Source organism: Streptomyces sp. NPDC059989 (genome assembly GCF_042736975.1).
GTDB lineage: Bacteria > Actinomycetota > Actinomycetes > Streptomycetales > Streptomycetaceae > Streptomyces.
In genome coordinates this window covers 143,659-164,648 of the sequence record NZ_JBHWUO010000003.1, presented here as the reverse complement: position 1 = coordinate 164,648, position 20,990 = coordinate 143,659, and the positions used below count along the sequence as shown (strand labels likewise).

Sequence of the window (20,990 nt, the reverse complement as noted above, 5' to 3'; positions counted from 1 at the left end):
ATTTCTCTTGTCGACATGTGTTGTTGATGTGACTTCAGGTGTTCGAGAGGAGACCGGAGGCCATACCGATCACCACCGGGGCGACCCCGATCGCGAGAAAGGCGGGGAGGAAACACAGCCCCACGGGAGCGGTGACGAGGACCGCCGCCCGTTGCGCCCGGGCGCCCGCCCGCCGGGTCCGGTCCTCCCGGAGCGCCGACGCCAGCCGGGACACCGGCTCCGCCGCGGGAGCTCCGGTCCGGGCGGCCCGCTCCAGGCATTCCGCGAGCCCCCGGGCGCCCGGTATCTCCGCCAACCTCCCCCACGCGGCCCCCGGTTCGCCGCCGAGCCGCAGCTCCGCACCGGCCCGCGCGAGCCGCTCGCCCACCGGGCCGCCCAGTGACTCCCCCACCACCTCCGCGGCCTCCACCGGGCCCGCCCCCGCCGCCAGGCACGCCGCCAACAGATCGGCGGCGAACGGCAGCTGACGCTCCGCCTCCCTCGGGTCCACCCCGGTCGGTGGCCGCGCCCGGGACAGCCGGCGCCGCACCGCGAACGCCGCCAGGCCCCCGACGGCCACCCCGGCCACTCCGCCGACGAGCACCCAGCCCGCCAGCAGCGCCCCGACCGGCCCCGCCCAGGCAGCCGCCAGGCCGCGCACCCGGGAGCCGGGTGCCGGCCCGCGCGGGCCCGGTTTCACCCCCAGCAGGGCCTTGGACCGCCGCCGGGCCGCCTGCGCCCGGACCCGCGCCATGACCGCCGACGCCGCACACAGCGCCGCCACCGCCAGACACAGCGCCATCCCCAGCCTGTGGACATCGAAGCCCCCGAAGCCGACCATCACCGCTCCCCCGTCCGCACGATCCGCCGGCACCACACCAGTCCCAGCGCCTCCAGCAGGCCGCCCGCGAGCAGACACCCCCACCCCATCGGGGTGTGCAGCAGCACCCGCAGCGGATCCGCCCCCAGCCCCGTGCCGATCAGCAGGCCCACCAGGGGCAGCAGGGCAAGCACCACCGCCGTGGACCGCGCCCCCGCCAGCTGGGCCCTCAGGGACTCCTGCCGGTCCCGCTCGGCCCGCAGGGCGCCCTCCAGCCGGTCCAGGCCCGCAGCCAGGCCCGCACCGCCGTCCACCGACACCCGCCAGCAGGCGGCCATCCCCGCCAGCCCCTCCGCGCCGGGCTCCCGAGCCGCCTGGCGCAGCGCCGCGGGCACGTCCCCGCCGAACGCCGCGGCGGCCAGCACCCCCGCCTCCGCCGCGCCCGGACCGCCGGGGCCCCCGACGGTCCGCCGTATCGCCGCCGTCAGCGCCTGCCCCGGCTGGGCCCCCGCCCGCAACTCGCCCACCGCCGCCGCGCACAGGGCCACCACCTCGGCGGCCCGCGCCACCCGGGCCCGCTCCCGCGCCCGGGTCCGCAGCCACCGCCGCACCAGCGGCACGGCGGCCGCCCCCGCCAGCAGGGGGATCACCGACCCGCCCAGCACGGCGACCACGAGCCCGGCGCCGAGGCAGGCCCACTCCCGCCACCGAGCCGCCCGCACCCGTACGCCGGCCACCAGCCGCTCCAGGCGCACCGGCCCACGCGGAACCACCGGACCGCCCCCGGCCACCAGCACCCGCGCCCGCCGGGAAACCCGGTCGCCCCCGACCAGCACCCAGGCGGCCGCCCCGGCGCACAGCACACCCGCGAACACCGGCACCGGCAGCACCGCCCCGGCGCTCACCGGGCACCCCGCAGCAGCGGTCGCAGCCGCTCCCAGCCGCGCTCCCGTACGAAGCCCCGCGCGGCCCAGCGCAGGGCCGGGACGGTGACCACCAGCCCGGCGGCATCCCGCTCCAGCACGTGGACCTCGGCCACCCGGCGCCGCCCCTCCCGGTCCCGGACCAGGTGGACGACCAGGGTCAGCGCGGCGGCCAACTGGCTGTGGAGGGCGGCCCGGTCGAGCCCGGCGGCCGTTCCCAGCGCCTCCAGTCGGGCCGGGACATGGGCGGCGGCATTCGCATGGACCGTGCCGCAGCCTCCTTCGTGGCCCGTGTTGAGGGCCGCGAGCAGGTCCGCCACCTCCGGGCCCCGGACCTCGCCGACGACCAGCCGGTCGGGCCGCATCCGCAGGGCCTGCCGGACCAGGTCCGCCAGCGTGACCAGGCCCGCCCCCTCCTGGTTGGCCGGCCGGGTCTCCAGCCGCACCACGTGCGGATGGTCGGGGCGCAGCTCGGCCGAATCCTCGGCGAGCACGATCCGCTCGCCGGGGCCGACCAGTCCCAACAGGGCGCTGAGCAGGGTGGTCTTACCGGTTCCGGTGCCGCCGGAGACGAGGAAGGACAGCCGGGCCTCGACCATCTCCCGGAGCAGCCGGTGGCCGCCGGGCGGCAGTGTCCCGGCCGCGACGAGCTCTTCCAGGGTGAACGCCCGCGGCCGCACCACCCGCAGCGAAAGGCAGGCCGACCCGACCGCCACCGGAGGCAGCACGGCATGTAGCCGGGTGCCGTCCGGCATCCGGGCGTCCACCCAGGGCCGGGCGTCGTCCAGCCGGCGGCCCGCGACGGCGGCCAGCCGCTGGGCGAGCCTGCGGACGGCATCGGCGTCGGCGAAGGTCACCCCGGTCAGCTCCAGCCCGCCGCCCCGGTCCACCCACACCCGGTCGGGAGCCGCCACCAGCACATCGGTGACCTCGGGGTCGGCGAGCAGCGCCTCCAACGGGCCCGCGCCGACCAGCTCTGACCGTAACTCGGCGGCCACGCCCAGCACTTCCGCGTCACCGAGCAGTCGGCCCTGGGCCCGCAGGGCCGCCGCCACCCGCGCCGGGGTCGGCTCCGCCCCGGTCTCGGCGAGCCGCCGGCGCACCGCGTCCAGGAGTACCGCGCTCATGCCGGCACCCCCTGGGCGGAGCCGAGCACCCGCTGCCAGAAGCCGTCGCAGAACCGGGCCAGCGCGCCCCGCCCCTGCGCCCCCGGCGGTTCCCCCTCGGCCACCCGCCCCGGGAGCCCCACCTCGACCGGCACCTCGCCGGCCAGCGGCGCCCCCAGCAGCCCTGCCACGGCCTCGGCATCGAGACCGCCCGGGCAGCGGCCCCGTACGACGACACGCACGTCCCGGGCCACCATCCGCACCCCGGCCGCCACCCGGCCCGCGGCGGCCACGGCCCGCAGCTCGCCCGGGACCACCATCAGCACCAGGTCGAGCTGGGCCAGCACCTCGGCCACGGCTTCGTCCACCCGCCGCGGGAGGTCGACCACCACGACCCCGCCCCGGCGGCGGGCGGCGGCCACCACCGACCGCATCGCGTCGGGCGGTACCACCACCCGGTCCCCGCGGTCCCAGCTGAGGACCCGCAGGGCATGCAGTTCGGGCAGGGACTCCTCCAGCGCTCCGGCACCGACCCGTCCGCGGGATGCCGCGAAGTCCGGCCAGCGCAGCCCCTCCGCGGCCTCGCCCCCGAGCAGGACGTCCATGCCCCCGCCCAGCGGGTCCCCGTCGATGAGGATCGTCCGCTCCCCGGCCCGCGCGGCCCGCAGGGCGAGTGCGCAGGCGAGGGTGGAGGCCCCGGCCCCGCCGCTGCCGCCGATCACCCCGACCGCGAGGGCGGGCCGTCCGGCTCCTTCCACCACATCGGCGATGCGGTCCACGAGCCGGCCCTCGGCGTCGGGCAGCGTGAGCACCTCCTCGGCGCCGATCTCCACGGCCCGCTGCCACACGAGGGGGTCGTCCAGGTCCCGGCCGACGAGGAACACCCCGTCCCTGCGGGGCGCCCCGCGCACCCGCAGGGCGGCGTCGTCCCCGACCAGCACCAGCGGCGCGGACTCCCATCCGACGCTCCCGACGCTCCCGCCACCCGTTCCGCTTTGCTCCGGCACCGCGTGGTGCACATGCGGCTCGGCCCCCGCGGCGGCGCACAGCCGCAGCAGGTCGTCGAGCAGCAGGGGATCCTCAGTGATGATCAGCGGCCGCCCGCCACCGGGCACCGTCCCGCCCACCGCGGGCTCGGCTGTTTCACACGACTTCGATCGGACCACGATCTCCGCCCCCTTCTCACTGCGAAATCCAGCACCGCGGACTTCGCGGCTGGAATCACCGTGCAGCGATCAGGAAAAAGAAGTGGATCTTGCCCGAAAACTGTGGACAGCGAGTCGATTGTGAATAACCCGGTCACCCTCTCAGGTGAGTTCCGGAGCGCGCCGGAACCACTACGCACCGTTACGAGTCTGATGGGGTGAGGGCCTTCGCCACGCGGGCCCCGTACACACAGGAGGGCCGGAGGAATGGTCACTTGGGGCCGAAGGCAGGGACGCGAACCGCGTCCGGACATGCGACGACCCCCGCCGGGGGGGAGAGCGGGGGTCGTCCCCACGGTCCGACTCGGGGGGGGAGGAGCCAGACCGGGTTAGCACGGTCGCGAACGATCCGTGACTTCCATGGTGTACCCGAGAGCCTTCTCAGGCAAACCCACGCGCCACACCTTACGCCGAATGGTGGGCGCATATGCTCGGTGCGTGGAAAATCAGCCCTTGCCGCACTCCTCGCCTCGTACCGCAGCCTTCTTCGACCTGGACAAGACGGTCATTGCGAAGTCGAGCACCTTGACGTTCAGCAAGTCCTTCTACCAGGGCGGCCTGATCAACCGGCGCGCCGTGCTGCGCACCGCGTACACCCAGTTCATCTTCCTGGCCGGCGGCGCCGACCACGATCAGATGGAACGGATGCGCGAGTACCTCTCCGCCCTCTGCAAGGGGTGGAACGTGCAGCAGGTGCGGGAGATCGTCGCGGAAGCCCTGCACGACCTGATCGACCCGATCATCTACGACGAGGCCGCCTCCCTCATCGAGGCCCACCACACGGCGGGCCGCGACGTGGTGATCGTGTCGACCTCCGGCGCGGAAGTGGTCGAGCCGATCGGCGAGATGCTCGGCGCGGACCGCGTCGTCGCCACGCGCATGGTCGTCGGCGAGGACGGCTGCTTCACCGGAGAGATCGAGTACTACGCCTACGGGCCCACCAAGGCGGAGGCCGTCCGCGAGCTCGCCGAGTCCGAGGGCTACGACCTGGCCCGGTGCTACGCCTACAGCGACTCGGCCACCGACATCCCCATGCTGGAGGCCGTCGGGCACCCGCACGCCGTCAACCCCGACCGGGCGCTGCGGCGCGAGGCCGTGGCGCGCGAGTGGCCGGTTCTCGTGTTCGACCGGCCGGTGCGGCTGAAGCAGCGGCTGCCCGGACTGTCGATGCCCGCGCGGCCGGCGCTGGTCGCCGCGGCGGCCGTGGGCGCGGCCGCCGCCACCGCCGGGCTGGTCTGGTACGCGAGTCGGCGCCGGGCCGGGGCCCTGGCCGCCGCGGCTGCCGCCGCGACCGCCACCTCCGCCTGAATGTCCTGACCTGCAGCGATATCGGCCGCCCGGTTCGCCCGATCTTGTCCTGGAAAGTAAAAAGTGGAGCTAGGGGTTTCGCATGGCTCCGAAGCGGAGTACAAATAAAGCAACGGCCCGCGAGACCAAAGAACATCCGAGAGGATCATCTTTAAAACGCAGTAAGGCCCACGGACCGAAGCATGAACGCCGAGCACCCACGCGACGTCGACCCGTCGATTACGGGCCAGCCGCACCAGGTGACGGGCAAAGTTCCCGACCTGATGGGCAACCATCGAGGACGCTTGGTAACTGGGCGTAAATGCCAGCGGCGACACCAAAGCAAGTCGGTGTCGCCGCAACCCGTTGTCCGGGGACATTCGGGGATGTTCAGGGACGTTCGGGAAAAATCCTCAGGCCGCGCCGCGCTGGAGCGCCTCGCAGACGGCCGTCGACTCGCGGACGCCGAGTTCGATCGCGCGACCGCAGTGGGCGATCCAGGCGGCCATCCCTTCCGCGGTACCGGAGACGTAGCCCTCGAAGGCGGCCAGGTACGCCTCGCGCCCCTGTTCGGCATGGCCGACCTCCGCCGGGCAGATCGCCTTCGGGTCCAGACCGCTGTTGATCAGGACGATGCGCTCGGCCGCCCGCGCGACCAGGCCGTTGTACGTGGCGAAGGGCCGCAGGGCCAGCAGTTCGCCGTGCACCACGGCCGACGTGATCAGCGCCGGGGCGGAGCCGCCCGCGATGATCAGGCGGGAGAGCCCGTCCAGCCGCCCCGCGACCTCCTCCGCGCTCGGCAGCTCCAGCTCCACCAGCGGCTCGTCGACCGCCTCGCCCGCCAGGCGGGGGCGGCCCACCACGTCCCCGTCCGCCGTCGACCCCGACGCCACCAGGTGGAGCCGCGCGAGGACCCGTAGCGGCGACTGGCGCCAGATGCTCAGCAGCTGCCCGGCCTCCGCCGTGAGCCGGAGCGCCGCGCCCACCGTCAGCGCCTCGGGCTCCGACCCGAAGTCGGTCCGGCGGCGCACCTCCTCCAGCGCCCAGTCCGCACCGGACAGCGCCGCGCTCCCGCGGGCGCCGCGCAGCGCGGCCTCCGAGGTGATCTCGCCACTGCGCCGGCGCATGACCCGGTGCCCGTAGACCCGGTCCACGGCCTTGCGTACGGAATCCACGGACTCGGCGACACCCGGCAGCCCGGCCAGGGGGGCCAGCGGGTCAGAAGCGCTACTCATAAGTAGGGAGCCTACGCACTGCACACCCATAGCACCGACCCCTCCTTGGAGTGGTCTTCTTCACTCACCTTGACAACTCCCCGCGATCAGTCCACTACGCTTGGTGAACATGAAGATCGCTTTCGTGGGAAAGGGCGGCAGCGGCAAGACGACGCTGTCCTCCCTCTTCATCCGCCACCTCGCCGCCAATGAAGCCCCCGTCGTCGCGGTGGACGCCGACATCAACCAGCACCTGGGCGCCGCGCTCGGGCTCGCCGAGGACGAGGCCGCCGAACTGCCCGCCCTGGGCGCGCACCTGCCCCTGATCAAGGACTACCTGCGGGGTTCCAACCCGCGCATCGCGTCCGCCGACACGATGATCAAGACCACCCCGCCCGGCCGGGGCTCGCGCCTGCTGCGGGTCACCGAGGACAACCCGGTGTACGACGCCTGCGCGCGCACCCTCCTGCTCGACGGGGAGCCCGTACGGCTCATGGCCACGGGGCCGTTCACCGAGGCCGATCTGGGCGTGGCCTGCTACCACTCCAAGGTCGGGGCGGTCGAGCTCTGCCTCAACCACCTCGTCGACGGCCCCGACGAGTACGTGGTGGTCGACATGACCGCCGGTTCCGACTCCTTCGCCTCCGGCATGTTCACCCGCTTCGACGTGACCTTCCTGGTCGCCGAGCCGACCCGCAAGGGCGTCTCCGTCTACCGCCAGTACAAGGAGTACGCGCGGGACTTCGGGGTCTCGCTCAAGGTCATCGGGAACAAGGTGCAGGGCCCGGACGACATCGAGTTCCTCCAGGACGAGGTGGGCGAGGACCTGCTGGTCACCGTCGGGCACTCGGACTGGGTGCGCGCGATGGAGAAGGGCCGGCCGGCCGCCTTCGAGCTGCTGGAGGCGACCAACCGGCTCGCCCTCCAGGCCCTCCAGGACGCGGCCGACGACTCGTACGCGCACCGCGACTGGGAGCGGTACACCGAGCAGATGGTGCGGTTCCACCTCAAGAACGCGGAGAGCTGGGGCAACGCCAAGACCGGGATCGACCTGGCGGACCAGGTCGACCCCGATTTCGTCCTGCGCGAGGGGGCCGCGGGGCGCGAGGCGCTCGTCAGCCCTCGTCCGCACCCTCATCAGCCGGCTCCGCAGCCGGCTTGACCTCGGCGGGGGCCGTCGGCGGCGCGGGCGGCGGCCCCGCGGTCAGGAACTTCGTCCAGCCCTCCTTCGGCGCCTCGCCGACGTCGAGGGTGCGCATCCACTCCAGGGTCTTCGGGTCCTGGGCGTCGAGCCAGTCCGCCAGCTCGCGGAAGGGCACGCAGCGGACCTCCGGCCTGGTGCACATGGTCTTGATCGACTCCTCGACGGCGCGCATGTAGGTGCCGCCGTTCCAGGACTCGAAGTGGTTGCCGATGATCAGCGGTGCGCGGTTGCCCTGGTAGGTCCGGTCGAAGGCCTGTCGCAGGCCGTCGCGCATCTGGTCGCCCCAGTACTGGTGTTGCGACGGGTCGCCCTGCGAGGTCGTCCCGGACTGGTTGACCATGTAGTTGTAGTCCATGCTCAGGGTGTCGAAGGCACGGCCCGGCATGGGCACCAGCTGGAGCGGGATGTCCCAGAGCCCGTCCGTCTTCTTGGGCCAGATCTGCTTGCTGATGCCGCTGGAGTCGTAGCGGAAGCCCATGTCCTTCGCCGCCAGCATGAAGTTCTTCTGGCCCTCCAGGCACGGCGTGCGGGCGCCGATCAGCTCCTTGTCGTAGTCGAAGGGGAGCGCCGCCATGTCCTTCAGGCCCGCGTTCGTCTTCCAGTTCTTGACGAAGGACTTGGCCTGGTTGATCTCGCTCTTCCACTCCTCGACCGACCAGGTGCCGACGCCGCCGTCGGGACCGCAGAAGTGGCCGTTGAAGTGGGTGCCGATCTCGTTGCCCTCCAGCCAGGCCGCGCGGACCTGGGTGGCGGTGTCCTTGATGCCCTGGAGGTCGCCGAAGCCGATGTCGGAGCGGCCGGGTGAGTGCTGGGGGGCGGTGTAGAGGGAACTCTTCTCCTCCGGGAGCAGGTAGACGCCGCTGAGGAAGTACGTCATCCGGGCGTTGTACTTCTTGCCGACCTCGCGGAAGTGCGAGAAGAGCTTCTGGCTGTCCTCGCCGGCCCCGTCCCACGAGAAGACCACGAACTGCGGCGGCTTCTCACCGGGCTTGAGCTTCTCCGCCTTCCGTACGTGGGGCTGCCCGCCGGTGTACGCGGTCGAGCCGTCGCCGATGGGCCGGTTGACACTGCCGGGGGCTTCGGGGGCGTTGGCGCCCTTCCGGGCGTTGTGGGGCCCGGGGGCCGGGGACTTGGCGGGCTCCGAGGAGGTGCACCCGGCGACTCCCAGGACCAGCGCCGTGGCGACCAGGCCGCCGGCGATCTTCTTCGTGGCGGCGATCATCCGCCCCACCTCTCCCTCGCAGTTCCGTTTCAGGGCTTCCGCGCCGCAACGTCCCATGCGGTCTGCTTTGGGGGAGATGTGACAAGCCGTACAAAATGCTTAATCACCCTTGAGCGCTAATTTCTAGGCCATTTGCCCGTATTACCCACCACTTCTCTTTACTCTCCATTACCATCCATTTACCGAGTGTTGAGACTCCCGCCGCTTCACCCCTCCCCCGAGGAGACGGGACCTATGACAGACACCTCCCCCACACCCACGAACCTCTCCGCAGACCTCTCCGCCTCCATCGCCGTCTTCCTGATCGCCCTGCCGCTCTCGCTCGGCATCGCCCTGGCCACCGGCGCACCGCTCCAGGCGGGCCTGGTCGCCGCGGCGGCGGGCGGGATCGTCGCCGGACGGGTCGGCGGCGCGCCGCTCCAGGTCAGCGGGCCCGCGGCCGGACTCACGGTCGTCACCGCGGAGTTGATCCAGCACTACGGGTGGCGTACCACGTGCGCCATCACCGTGCTCGCCGGGCTCTGCCAGCTCGGCCTCGCCGCACTGCGCACCGCCCGGTCGGCGCTCATGGTCAGCCCGGCCATCGTGCACGGCATGCTCGCGGGCATCGGCGTGACCATCGCGCTGGCCCAGCTGCACATCGTGCTCGGCGGCACCCCGCAGAGCTCCGCCGTGGCCAACGTCCAGGGGCTGCCCGCCCAGTTGGCCGATCTGCATCCGGGCGCGCTCGGCATCAGCGCACTGACCCTGCTCGTCCTGCTCGGCTGGCCGCGGCTGCCCGGGCGGGCCGGCCGCGCGCTGCGCAAGGTGCCCGCGGCGCTCGCCGCCGTCGCCACGGCCACCGCCTTCGCGGCGCTGGCGGGACTCACCCTGCCCCGGGTGGACCTGCCGTCCTGGCGCAGCCACGCCCTGCCCGAGCTGCCCGAGGGCCCGGTCCTCGGCATCATCGCCGCCGTACTGACCATCACCCTGGTCGGCAGTGTGGAGTCGCTTCTCTCCGCGGTCGCGACGGACAAGCTGATCGCCTCCGAGCGGCGCACCGGCAACCGCCCGCCCCGCGCCGACCTCAACCGGGAGCTGCGGGGGCAGGGCGCGGCGAACATCGTCTCCGGGGCCCTCGGCGGACTGCCCATCACGGGAGTGGCCGTCCGCAGCGTGGCCAACGTCAAGGCCGGTGCGACCACCAGGAAGTCGGCCATGCTGCACGGGTTCTGGGTGCTGCTCGCGGCCGCCCTGCTCGTACCGGTCCTCGATCTGATCCCGCTCGCCGCACTGGCCGCCCTGGTGATGGCGGTGGGCGTGCAGATGGTCAGCATCACGCACCTGCGCAGTGTCACCCGGCACCGGGAGGTCGTGGTCTACGGGACGACGATCGTGGCCGTGGTGCTCGGCGGGGTCCTGGAGGGCGTGGCCATCGGCATCGCGGTGGCCGTCGCGCTGGCCCTGCACCGGCTGGCCCGGACCCGGATCACCCTGGAGCAGCTCGACGACGGGGGCCACCGGGTCTGGGCACGGGGGCAGTTGACCTTCCTCGCGGTACCGCGGCTGAGCCGGGTGCTGAACCAGATCCCACACCACGGGCACGCGGTGGTCGAGCTGGACGGCTCGTTCATGGACCACGCGGCCTACGAGACGCTGAAGGACTGGCAGGAATCCCATCTGGCGCACGGGGGTTCGGTGGAGGTCACCGGCCGCACCGGATCGGGGGGCGCGATCGCCGAGGCCGACCGGTCACATCGGGCCCACCACACCGAGGGGACCCGCCACACCGAGGGAACGCACCGCACCGGCGGGGCCCACCGCACCGACCGGTCCCGGCGCACGCCCCAGCGCGGCGGGCACCAGTGCTGCCGCCCCTGGACGCCGTGGCAGAACCACTGCGACCACCGGACCACGGGGACCCTTACGAGCACACCGGAGGCCTCGGACGCGGCCGACACCGCCGCGGCCCCCGGGTCGGCCCCCCGGCGGCGCGGCGCCGGCCAACTGGCCAACGGGATCAGCGCCTTCCAGCGGGATACCGCGCCGCACGTACGGGACGAGCTGGCCCGCCTGGCCCGCGAGGGGCAGCGGCCCTCCCAGCTCTTCCTCACCTGCGCCGACTCCCGCCTGGTGACCAGCATGATCACGGCCAGCGGGCCGGGCGACCTCTTCACCGTTCGCAACGTCGGCAATCTGGTCCCCCTGCCGGGCGCCGAGTCCACCGACGACTCGGTCGCGGCGGCCATCGAGTACGCGGTGGACGTGCTCAAGGTGGACAGCATCACGGTGTGCGGGCACTCGGGCTGCGGGGCCATGCAGGCCCTGCTCAACTCCGCGCCCGGAACCCCGATGACCCCGCTGCGCCGCTGGCTGCGCCACGGGCTGCCCAGCCTGGAGCGGATGGCCAGCCGGCACCACGCCTGGGCCCGGATCTCGGGCCGGCTCCCGGCGGACGCCGTGGAGCAGCTGTGCCTGACCAACGTGGTGCAGCAGCTGGAGCACCTGCGGGCCCACGAATCGGTGGCCAGGCGGCTCGCCGAGGGCACGCTGGAGCTGCACGGGATGTACTTCCACGTGGGCGAGGCGCAGGCGTACCTGCTCTCCGACGGCGAGGACTTCTTCGACTGCCGGGTCTTCGACACCGTCGGAACCGTCGGACCCGTCGGACAGAACGCCTGAAACCACAGCGCGTCTGAACCGATAGCCTCCCGTATCCGTGCAATCGTTTTGGCCCCTTCCCGCACCCTGCAGCGGGAAGGGGCCTTTCGCGCGCGAACCCAGCCGTGCTATAGGTCTAAACCAATTCTCGGCTACCCCTTGTCACCTGGGCCGCTGACTGATGAGCTATGCCCGGGGACACAACGGACACCCTGGGAAAGGGAGATGTCGTGAGCAATGAAAGCCTGGCCAATCTGCTCAAGGAGGAGCGGCGGTTCGCACCGCCCGCCGATCTGGCCGCCGCCGCCAATGTGACAGAGGCTGCGTACACACAGGCCGACGCGGACCGGCTGGGCTTCTGGGCCGAGCAGGCCCGGCGGCTGACCTGGGCCACGGAGCCGACCGAGACGCTCGACTGGACGAACCCGCCCTTCGCGAAGTGGTTCGCGGACGGCAAGCTGAACGTCGCCTACAACTGCGTGGACCGCCACGTCGAGGCCGGCAACGGCGACCGCGTCGCCATCCACTTCGAGGGCGAGCCCGGCGACAGCCGCGCGATCACCTACGCCGAACTCAAGGACGAGGTCTCCCGGGCCGCCAACGCCCTGACCGAGCTGGGCGTCCAGGCCGGCGACCGCGTCGCCGTCTACCTGCCGATGATCCCCGAGGCGGTCATCGCGATGCTCGCGTGCGCCCGCGTCGGCGCCGCGCACTCCGTGGTCTTCGGCGGCTTCTCGGCCGACGCCGTCGCCTCCCGCATCCAGGACGCCGACGCGAAGCTGGTCATCACCGCCGACGGCGGCTACCGCCGCGGCAAGCCCACCGCGCTCAAGCCCGCCATCGACGAGGCCGTCGGCAAGTGTCCGCAGGTCAAGAACGTGCTCGTGGTGCGGCGCACCGGCCAGGACACCGCCTTCACCGAGGGCCGCGACGTCTGGTGGCACGAGGTCGTCGGCCGCCAGTCCACCGCGCACACCCCGCAGGCCTTCGACGCCGAGCACCCGCTCTTCATCCTCTACACCTCGGGGACCACGGGTAAGCCGAAGGGCATCCTGCACACCTCGGGCGGCTACCTCACGCAGGCCGCGTACACCCACCACGCGGTCTTCGACCTGAAGCCGGAGACCGACGTCTACTGGTGCACCGCCGACATCGGCTGGGTGACCGGGCACTCGTACATCGTCTACGGGCCGCTCGCGAACGGCGCCACCCAGGTGATGTACGAGGGCACGCCGGACACCCCGCACCAGGGCCGCTTCTGGGAGATCGTGCAGAAGTACGGCGTCAGCATCCTCTACACGGCGCCGACGGCCATCCGTACGTTCATGAAGTGGGGCGACGACATCCCCGCGAAGTTCGACCTGTCGAGCCTGCGCGTCCTGGGCTCGGTCGGCGAGCCGATCAACCCCGAGGCCTGGATCTGGTACCGCAAGCACATCGGCGGCGACCGCTGCCCGATCGTGGACACCTGGTGGCAGACGGAGACCGGCGCGATGATGATCTCCCCGCTGCCGGGCGTCACGCACACCAAGCCGGGCTCCGCGCAGCGCGCCCTGCCCGGGATCTCCGCCACCGTCGTGGACGACGAGGCGCACGAGGTCCCCAACGGCGGAGGCGGCTACCTGGTCCTCACCGAGCCGTGGCCGTCGATGCTGCGCACCATCTGGGGTGACGACCAGCGGTTCATCGACACCTACTGGTCCCGCTTCGAGGGCAAGTACTTCGCGGGCGACGGCGCCAAGAAGGACGACGACGGCGACATCTGGCTGCTCGGCCGGGTGGACGACGTGATGCTGGTCTCCGGCCACAACATCTCGACCACCGAGGTCGAGTCGGCGCTGGTCTCGCACCCGTCGGTCGCCGAGGCGGCCGTGGTCGGCGCCAACGACGAGACCACCGGCCAGGCCATCGTGGCCTTCGTCATCCTGCGCGGCACCGCCTCCGAGACCGAAGGCCTGGTCGCGGAGCTGCGCAACCACGTCGGCGCGACGCTCGGCCCGATCGCCAAGCCGAAGCGGATCCTGCCGGTCCAGGAGCTGCCGAAGACCCGCTCGGGCAAGATCATGCGCCGTCTGCTGCGCGACGTGGCGGAGAACCGCGCGGTCGGCGATGTCACCACGCTCGCCGACTCCTCGGTCATGGACCTGATCCAGAGCAAGCTGCCGAGCGCTTCCAGCGAGGACTGAGACACGACTAAAGGGGCATCCGGCGCGCCGCGCCGGATGCCCCTTTCGCGCATAAGGTGATGATCGCCGGATACGCCCTCGCGTACACCCTGTAAAATATTCAAAGCGTAAAAACCACAGGGTGCGCCGGGAAGTCTGGTCGGCAACAGCGTTTGTCATGCCGTCGACCACCCGGAGGTGTCCCACCGTGGCCACGCCCACCCCCAGCCGCAAGCTGCTCGGCCGGCTCTCCCTCCCGGAGCGCCGTTTCGTCGCCGACGCCCTGCGCACCGAGACCGTCGGTGGCGTGCTGCTGCTGGTGGCCGCGATCGCCGCCCTGATCTGGGCCAACACGCCCGCCCTGACCAGCAGCTACAACACGGTCCGGGACTTCCACATAGGCCCCGGCTCCCTCGGCCTGGACCTGTCGATCCAGCACTGGGCCGCCGACGGCCTCCTCGCGATCTTCTTCTTCGTCGCCGGCATCGAGCTCAAGCGCGAGCTGGTCGCGGGCGACCTGCGCGATCCCAAGGCAGCCGCCCTCCCGGTCATCGCCGCCCTCTGCGGCATGGCCGTCCCGGCCCTGGTCTACGCGCTGGTCAACACGCTCGGCGACGGCTCGATGGACGGCTGGGCGGTCCCGACCGCGACCGACATCGCCTTCGCGCTCGCGGTCCTCGCGGTGATCGGCACCTCGCTGCCGTCCGCCCTGCGCGCCTTCCTGCTGACCCTCGCCGTCGTCGACGACCTCTTCGCCATCCTGATCATCGCGGTGTTCTTCACCGACGAGATCGACTTCATGGCGCTCGGCGGCGCCGTCGTGGGCCTGGTCCTCTTCTGGTTCCTGCTGCGCAAGAACGTCCGCGGCTGGTACGTGTACGTCCCGCTCGCCCTGGTCATCTGGGGCCTGATGTACAACAGCGGCATCCACTCCACCATCGCCGGTGTCGCCATGGGCCTGATGCTCCGCTGCACCCGCAAGGACGGCGAGCAGCACTCCCCCGGCGAGCACATCGAGCACCTGATCCGGCCCGTCTCGGCAGGTCTCGCCGTCCCGTTCTTCGCGCTGTTCTCCGCCGGGGTCTCCCTCTCCGACGAGTCCATCGGCCAGGTGTTCGGCCGGCCCGAGACCCTCGGTGTCGTCCTCGGCCTGGTCGTCGGCAAGACCGTGGGCATCTTCGGCGGCACCTGGCTGGCCGCCCGCTTCACCAAGGCCGAGCTCAACGAGGACCTCGCCTGGCCCGACGTACTCGCCGTGGCCTCGCTCGCCGGCATCGGATTCACCGTCTCGCTGCTGATCGGCGAGCTGGCCTTCGCGGGCGACGAGATCCTCACCGACGAGGTCAAGGCGGCCGTCCTGATCGGCTCGCTCATCGCAGCGGTCGTCGCGTGCGTCCTGCTCAAGCTGCGCGACCGCAGGTACCGGGCGCTCACCGAGGCCGAGGAGCGCGACGAGGACCTCGACGGCATCCCGGACATCTACGAGGAGCACACCCCGGCGTACCACCTGCGGATGGCGGAGATCTACGAGAACAAGGCCGCGGAGCACCGCCGCAGGGCCGAGGCGGCGGCCGGCGGCCCGGCCGAAGCGGCAGCCGGGTCCAGCGCCGAGGGCGACCGTCCGGCATGATCTGACTGACGACGGAGGACAGCCGCCGGCAGCAGACGACAGAGGGAGAGAGCGATGAGCGCAGGGGACCAAGGAGTGCAGGGAGCCGAGCGCACACTCGGCCAGCTGGTCGCCTCGGCCACGGCCGAGATGTCCGCCCTGGTGCACGACGAGATCGCCCTCGCCAAGGTGGAGCTCAAGCAGGACGTCAAGCGCGCGGGGATCGGCAGCGGCGCCGCCATCGTCGCGGGCGTGCTCGTGCTCTTCTCCCTCCCCGTACTGAGTTTCGCCGCCGCGTACGGGATCCATAACCTCGGGCTCGGCCTCGCGTGGTCCTTCCTCATCGTCGGCGGCGCGTTCTGGCTGCTCGCGGGCCTGGTCGGGCTGCTGGCCGTGGTCAAGTTCAAGAAGGTCAAGCCGCCGGTGAAGACCATCGAGTCGGTCAAGCAGACCGCGGCGCTCGTCGGGACCGTCAAGCCGCACGCGCGGCCGGTGAGTGACAAGGCCCTGGGTGTGGCACGCTCGTCTTCATGACAGCCCCCTCGCCTGACGCCGGCACTCCGCCCACCGCTGCCACGGCGGTCCGGCTCGACGTGCCCGGGAGGACGGTGACGCACCGGGACGTCGCCGCCAACGGTGCCCGCTTCCACGTCGCCGAACTGGGTGACGGGCCGCTGGTGCTGCTGCTGCACGGCTTCCCGCAGTTCTGGTGGACTTGGCGGCACCAGCTGACCGCACTCGCCGACGCCGGCTACCGGGCGGTCGCCATGGACCTGCGCGGCGTGGGCGGCAGCGACCGCACCCCGCGCGGCTACGACCCCGCCAACCTGGCGCTCGACATCACCGGGGTCGTACGGTCCCTCGGCGAGCCGGACGCCGCGCTCGTGGGGCACGACCTGGGCGGGTACCTCGCCTGGACGGCGGCCGTGATGCGGCCCAAGCTGGTGCGCCGCCTCGTCGTCTCCTCCATGCCGCATCCGCGCCGCTGGCGCTCGGCGATGCTGTCGGACTTCGGGCAGACCCGGGCCAGTTCGCACATCTGGGGCTTCCAGCGGCCGTTCGTCCCCGAGCGGCAGCTCGTCGCCGATGACGGGGCCCTCGTGGGACAGCTGATCCGGGACTGGTCCGGGCCGCTGCTTCCGGAGGACGCGGATCTCGCCGTGTACCAGCGGGCGATGTGCATCCCGTCCACCGCGCACTGCTCGATCGAGCCGTACCGCTGGATGATGCGGTCGATGGCGCGGCCCGACGGGCTCCAGTTCAACCGGCGGATGAAGCGGCCGGTGCGCGTGCCGACGCTGCACCTGCACGGCTCGCTCGACCCGGTGATGCGGACGCGCAGTGCGGCCGGCTCCGGGGAGTACGTCGAAGCCCCGTACCGGTGGCGGCTGTTCGACGGTCTCGGGCACTTCCCGCACGAGGAGGACCCGGTCGCCTTCTCGACCGAGCTGGTGAACTGGCTGAAGGATCCCGAGCCGGACCGCTGACCCGCCCCACCGCACGGTATGACAGTCATTCAATTGCCTGGCGCATAGGCCAATTGGCCGCCGTGTACGGGGTTACCGACCTTGGGGCACGGGCACAGCTCGGAGTATGGGCTGGACGCACGACTACGGTGACACCGCACACGAACGCCGCTCGGCCACTGCGCCGGGCACCCACGAGAGGGTCGGCCGGCACGGCCACGACCTCAGACTCGGAATTCCGCGCATCCTGCGCCGCCGGGCCCGCTGGGTCTCGGCACGCCTGCGCCATCCGCGGACGTAGAGACCGCGCGGACGCGGCGGCGCGGAAGGCTCAGAGGGCGCAGCCCTGGCTTTCGACCCGCTGCACGGCGCTCTTGCCGATCCGGATGTCGTCGCGGATCTCGTCCACCGTCAGGGCGTAGCCGGTGTTGGGGTCGTCGAGGGACTTCGCGAAGACGACCCCGTACACCTTGCCGTCGGGCGTCAGCAGCGGGCCGCCGGAGTTGCCCTGGCGGACCGTCGCGTACAGCGAGTAGACGTCCCGTCGGACGGTGCCCCGGTGGTAGATGTCCGGGCCGTTGGCGTTGATCCGGCCGCGGACGCGGGCGGATCGGACGTCGTACGCGCCGTTCTCCGGGAAGCCGGCGACGATCGCGTCGGTGCCGCTGGCCGCGTCCTTCTCGGAGAACTCCAGCGCCGGCGCCTTCAGCTTGGGCACGTCGAGTACGGCGATGTCGCGCTCCCAGTCGTAGAGCACGACCTTGCCGTCATACAGCTTGCCCTCGCCGCCGATCTGCACGGTCGGCTCGCCGACACCGCCGACGACGTGCGCGTTGGTCATCACCTTGCCCGGCGCAAAGACGAAGCCCGTGCCCTCCAGCACCTTGCTGCAGCTCGGCGCGGTGCCGACGACCTTCACGATCGAACGCTTGGCCTGCTCGGCGATCGGGCTGCTGGCGAGCGCCGGATCGGGCGCCTTCACCTCGGTGATGGGCTCGTTGGAGAACGGGCTGAACACCTGCGGGAAGCCGTTGCGCGCGAGGGTCGAGCTCAAGTCCGAGAACCAGCTGTCGGCCCGGTCGGGCAGGACCCGCGACACGCCGAGGAGCACCTTGGAGTTGCGGACCTCCCTGCCCACGCTGGGCAGCGCCGTCTGGGCCACCAGCAGTCCGATCAGCCAGGCCACCAGCAGCATCGCGACCACGTTGACCAGGGCCCCGCCGGTCGCGTCGAGCGCGCGCGCCGGTGACCAGGTGATGTGGCGGCGCAGCCGACTGCCGAGGTGGGTGGTGAGGGCCTGGCCGACCGAGGCGCAGACGATGATCACGACCACGGCGATCACGACGACCGTGGTGGACGCCTGGGTCCCGTCGTCGGTCACCCGGTCCCAGACCAGCGGGAGCAGGGACACGGCGACGAGACCACCGCCGAGGAATCCGATCACCGACAGGATGCCGACGACGAACCCCTGGCGGTAGCCGACGATCGCGAACCACACGGCCGCGAGCAGCAACAGGATGTCCAGCACGTTCACAGGGGCCACCGTCTCACGCGTGCCAGTCGAGCGGGACCTGCCGCGAGCGGTCCCAGGGGCGCTCCCAGCCCGCGAAGTGCAGCAGCCGGTCGATCACTCCGGCCGTGAAACCCCAGACCAGAGCCGATTCGACGGTGAAACCCGGCCCCAGGTGACCCTTCGGGTGGACGGTCGTGACCCGGTGCTCGGGGTCCGTGAGATCCGCCACGGGCACCGTGAAGACGCGGGCCGTCTCGGCCGGGTCCACGGCGCCGACCGGGCTCGGGGCGCGCCACCAGCCGAGGACCGGGGTGACGACGAACTCGCTGACCGGGATGTAGAGCCGGGGCAGGACCCCGAAGATCTGGACACCGGAGGGGTCGAGTCCGGTCTCCTCCTCGGCCTCGCGCAGGGCGGCGCGCAGCGGGCCGGTGGTGTGCGGATCGCCGTCCTCCGGGTCGAGGGCGCCGCCGGGGAAGGACGGCTGGCCCGCGTGCGAGCGGAGGGTGCCGGCGCGCTCCATGAGCAGCAGCTCGGGGCCGCGGGGGCCTTCGCCGAACAGGACGAGCACGGCGGACTGCCGCCCGCGGCCGTCCTCGGGCGGCAGGAACCGGCTGAGTTGGGGCGGCTCGATGGTCCGCGCGGCGCGCTCGACCGGCTCCAGCCAGTCGGGCAGGCCGTCGGCGGACACCTCGATGTCGGCCCCCTCGCGGGCTGTCGCCGCCGTTTCGTCCCGTGTACCGCTACCGCGCGTCATAGGCATCCCTGTCCGTGTTCTCCCACACCGCCAAACGCGGCCCGGGTACCGATTCGTTCCTACGGCTGCGCGCCGCTGCCGGGTTCGGGCGCGTCAGGAGCCTGCGCCCAACGGCAGGGCCGGGAGGCCCGGGTAGTCCGGGGGCGGGGTCAGGCGCTGGCCCGGCTGGCCGCCCTTCTCGTACTTGAGCAGCTTCTTCGCCTTCTCCGGATCCGTCTCGCCCTCCCCGTACGCCGGGCAGAGCGGGGCGATCGGGCAGGCCCCGCAGGCCGGCTTGGCCGAGTGGCAGATCCGCCGGCCGTGGAAGACGACCCGGTGCGAGAGCATCGTCCACTCGCTCTTCGGGAAGATCGCGCAGATCTCCGCCTCGACCTTCTCCGGATCCTGCTGCTCGGTCCACTTCCAGCGGCGGACCAGTCGGCCGAAGTGCGTGTCCACCGTGATCCCGGGGACCCCGAACGCATTGCCGAGGACCACGTTCGCCGTCTTGCGGCCGACTCCGGGCAGGGTCACCAGGTCCTCTATCCGCCCCGGCACCTCCCCGCCGAAGTTGTCCCGCAGGGCCTGCGAGAGGCCGAGGAGGGACTTGGCCTTCATCCGGAAGAACCCGGTCGGCCGGATGAGCTCCTCCAAATGTTCGGGAGCGGCCGCGGCCATGTCCTCGGGGGTCGGATAGGCGGCGAAGAGGGCCGGGGTCGTCTGGTTCACCCGCAGGTCGGTGGTCTGCGCGGACAGCACCGTCGCGACGAGGAGCTCGAAGGGATTGCGGAAGTCGAGCTCCGGATGGGCGTACGGATAGATCTCGGCCAGCTCGCGGTTGATGCGGCGGGCCCTGCGCACCATGGCCAGGCGGGATTCGGGCTCGGCCGCCCTCGGTTTCTTGGCCGAAGCTTTGCCCTCGGAGGCGGGTGGGGCCTGCGAAGATGCCTTCCCGGGGGCTTGTTCGCCCACGGCTGAATTATGGGCCGCCGTCACTCCCGCGGACCCCTTGGCCTGTGCTCTCACCGGCTTATTGGACACCCGGCCAGCCTAAGGCCGGCCGCTGACACCCGCCCGGACCTCAGGTAACACCACCCCGATTGGACTCACACCGCACAGCACACGCGTACGTCCGGCATCCTTGGTAGTGATTGATCGCACTGTTTGAGCCGTCCGGCAAAATGGGAGACCGGTCCCCTGAGCTGGTCGACATAGGAGAGAGACTCGTGGACGACGTTCTGCGGCGCGCCCCGCTCTTCGCGGCGCTCGATGACGAGCAGGCCGCGGAGCTCCGCGCCTCCATGGGCGAGGTGACCCTCGCACGCGGTGACGCCCTGTTCCACGAGGGCGACCCCGGCGACCGGCTGTACGTGGTGACCGAGGGCAAGGTGAAGCTCCACCGCACCTCCCCCGACGGCCGCGAGAACATGCTGGCCGTCCTCGGCCCCGGCGAGCTGATCGGCGAGCTGTCGCTCTTCGACCCGGGCCCGCGCACCGCCACCGCCACCGCGCTGACCGAGGTCAAGCTGCTCGGCCTCGGGCACGGCGACCTGCAGCCCTGGCTGAACGCCCGGCCCGAGGTCGCGACCGCGCTGCTGCGCGCCGTCGCCCGGCGCCTGCGCAAGACCAACGACCAGATGTCCGACCTGGTCTTCTCCGACGTACCCGGCCGTGTGGCGCGGGCGCTCCTCGACCTGTCGCGCCGCTTCGGCGTGCAGTCGGAGGAGGGCATCCACGTGGTGCACGACCTCACGCAGGAGGAGCTGGCGCAGCTCGTCGGCGCCTCCCGCGAGACCGTGAACAAGGCGCTGGCCGATTTCGCGGGCCGCGGCTGGCTCCGCTTGGAGGCCCGCGCCGTGATCCTGCTGGATGTGGAGCGGCTGGCGAAGCGGTCGCGCTGA

The 20,990-nt window shown here is 72.0% G+C and carries 17 protein-coding genes; 8 read left to right on the top strand and 9 right to left on the bottom strand.

The features are described 5' to 3' along the window. Positions 1-34: 34 nt before the first annotated feature. Genes ACFWBN_RS04115 through ssd form a run of 4 tightly spaced genes read right to left on the bottom strand, consistent with a single transcriptional unit; the run spans position 35 to position 3,955 of the window. Positions 35-820 (bottom strand): type II secretion system F family protein, encoded by a 786-nt coding sequence (locus ACFWBN_RS04115; protein WP_385170186.1) that lies wholly within the window; start codon positions 818-820, stop codon positions 35-37. After that, on the bottom strand, positions 820-1,704 hold the full coding sequence (locus ACFWBN_RS04110; RefSeq protein ID WP_385170183.1) for a type II secretion system F family protein: 885 nt from the start codon (positions 1,702-1,704) through the stop codon (positions 820-822). Before ACFWBN_RS04110 ends, ACFWBN_RS04115 begins: the two co-directional genes overlap by 1 nt. Next, the gene (locus ACFWBN_RS04105) at positions 1,701-2,849 is read right to left on the bottom strand and encodes a TadA family conjugal transfer-associated ATPase (RefSeq protein ID WP_385170180.1); all 1,149 of its coding nucleotides are present in this window, start codon (positions 2,847-2,849) and stop codon (positions 1,701-1,703) included. Before ACFWBN_RS04105 ends, ACFWBN_RS04110 begins: the two co-directional genes overlap by 4 nt. Further along, entirely contained in the window at positions 2,846-3,955 is a 1,110-nt protein-coding gene (gene ssd, locus ACFWBN_RS04100) for a septum site-determining protein Ssd (protein ID WP_385170531.1), read from the bottom strand. Before ssd ends, ACFWBN_RS04105 begins: the two co-directional genes overlap by 4 nt. A 492-nt stretch (positions 3,956-4,447) precedes the next feature. Here ssd and ACFWBN_RS04095 point away from each other — a divergent pair, with 492 nt between their 5' ends. After that, positions 4,448-5,341 (top strand): HAD family hydrolase, encoded by an 894-nt coding sequence (locus ACFWBN_RS04095; protein WP_385170177.1) that lies wholly within the window; start codon positions 4,448-4,450, stop codon positions 5,339-5,341. 392 nt (positions 5,342-5,733) lie between these two features. Here ACFWBN_RS04095 and ACFWBN_RS04090 read toward each other — a convergent pair whose 3' ends face one another. Then, positions 5,734-6,555 carry an oxidoreductase gene (locus ACFWBN_RS04090; RefSeq protein ID WP_385170174.1) on the bottom strand — a complete coding sequence of 274 codons (822 nt, stop codon included), beginning with the start codon at positions 6,553-6,555 and terminating at the stop codon, positions 5,734-5,736. A gap of 109 nt (positions 6,556-6,664) precedes the next feature. On the opposite strand from ACFWBN_RS04090, the gene ACFWBN_RS04085 reads away from it, so the two are divergent. Further along, a complete protein-coding gene (locus ACFWBN_RS04085; protein ID WP_385170172.1) occupies positions 6,665-7,696 on the top strand; it encodes an ATP-binding protein in 1,032 nt (343 codons plus the stop codon). Here ACFWBN_RS04085 and ACFWBN_RS04080 read toward each other — a convergent pair. Beyond that, complete coding sequence (locus ACFWBN_RS04080) at positions 7,650-8,960, bottom strand: hypothetical protein (protein ID WP_385170169.1); 1,311 nt, start codon at positions 8,958-8,960, stop codon at positions 7,650-7,652. The two genes, ACFWBN_RS04085 and ACFWBN_RS04080, sit on opposite strands and share 47 nt — an antisense overlap. A 234-nt stretch (positions 8,961-9,194) precedes the next feature. Between ACFWBN_RS04080 and ACFWBN_RS04075 the strand changes: the two genes are divergently transcribed. The 5 genes from ACFWBN_RS04075 to ACFWBN_RS04055 all read left to right on the top strand — a co-directional run bounded on the left by ACFWBN_RS04075 (position 9,195) and on the right by ACFWBN_RS04055 (position 16,861). Next, positions 9,195-11,621, top strand: a complete 2,427-nt coding sequence (locus ACFWBN_RS04075; RefSeq protein ID WP_385170166.1) for a SulP family inorganic anion transporter — start codon at positions 9,195-9,197, stop codon at positions 11,619-11,621. A gap of 167 nt (positions 11,622-11,788) precedes the next feature. Then, the gene (acs, locus tag ACFWBN_RS04070; RefSeq protein WP_385170163.1) at positions 11,789-13,786 is read left to right on the top strand and encodes an acetate--CoA ligase; all 1,998 of its coding nucleotides are present in this window, start codon (positions 11,789-11,791) and stop codon (positions 13,784-13,786) included. Positions 13,787-13,973: 187 nt separating this feature from the next. Next, the gene (gene nhaA, locus ACFWBN_RS04065; protein WP_385170160.1) at positions 13,974-15,395 is read left to right on the top strand and encodes a Na+/H+ antiporter NhaA; all 1,422 of its coding nucleotides are present in this window, start codon (positions 13,974-13,976) and stop codon (positions 15,393-15,395) included. A gap of 54 nt (positions 15,396-15,449) precedes the next feature. Further along, a complete protein-coding gene (locus tag ACFWBN_RS04060) occupies positions 15,450-15,908 on the top strand; it encodes a phage holin family protein (RefSeq protein ID WP_385170157.1) in 459 nt (152 codons plus the stop codon). Then, positions 15,905-16,861, top strand: coding sequence for an alpha/beta fold hydrolase (locus ACFWBN_RS04055; protein WP_385170155.1), 957 nt, complete (start codon positions 15,905-15,907; stop codon positions 16,859-16,861). The genes ACFWBN_RS04060 and ACFWBN_RS04055 overlap by 4 nt, the downstream gene beginning before the upstream one ends. A 310-nt stretch (positions 16,862-17,171) precedes the next feature. On the opposite strand, the gene ACFWBN_RS04050 is transcribed toward ACFWBN_RS04055, so the two are convergent. The 3 genes from ACFWBN_RS04050 to nth form a co-directional block, all read right to left on the bottom strand. Next, complete coding sequence (locus ACFWBN_RS04050; protein ID WP_385170151.1) at positions 17,172-18,374, bottom strand: MarP family serine protease; 1,203 nt, start codon at positions 18,372-18,374, stop codon at positions 17,172-17,174. 13 nt (positions 18,375-18,387) lie between these two features. Further along, positions 18,388-19,110, bottom strand: coding sequence for an NUDIX hydrolase (locus tag ACFWBN_RS04045; protein WP_385170148.1), 723 nt, complete (start codon positions 19,108-19,110; stop codon positions 18,388-18,390). Between the two features lie 93 nt (positions 19,111-19,203). Continuing rightward, a complete protein-coding gene (gene nth / locus ACFWBN_RS04040) occupies positions 19,204-20,061 on the bottom strand; it encodes an endonuclease III (protein ID WP_385170145.1) in 858 nt (285 codons plus the stop codon). 254 nt (positions 20,062-20,315) lie between these two features. On the opposite strand from nth, the gene ACFWBN_RS04035 reads away from it, so the two are divergent. Then, positions 20,316-20,990 carry a Crp/Fnr family transcriptional regulator gene (locus tag ACFWBN_RS04035; RefSeq protein WP_003981529.1) on the top strand — a complete coding sequence of 225 codons (675 nt, stop codon included), beginning with the start codon at positions 20,316-20,318 and terminating at the stop codon, positions 20,988-20,990.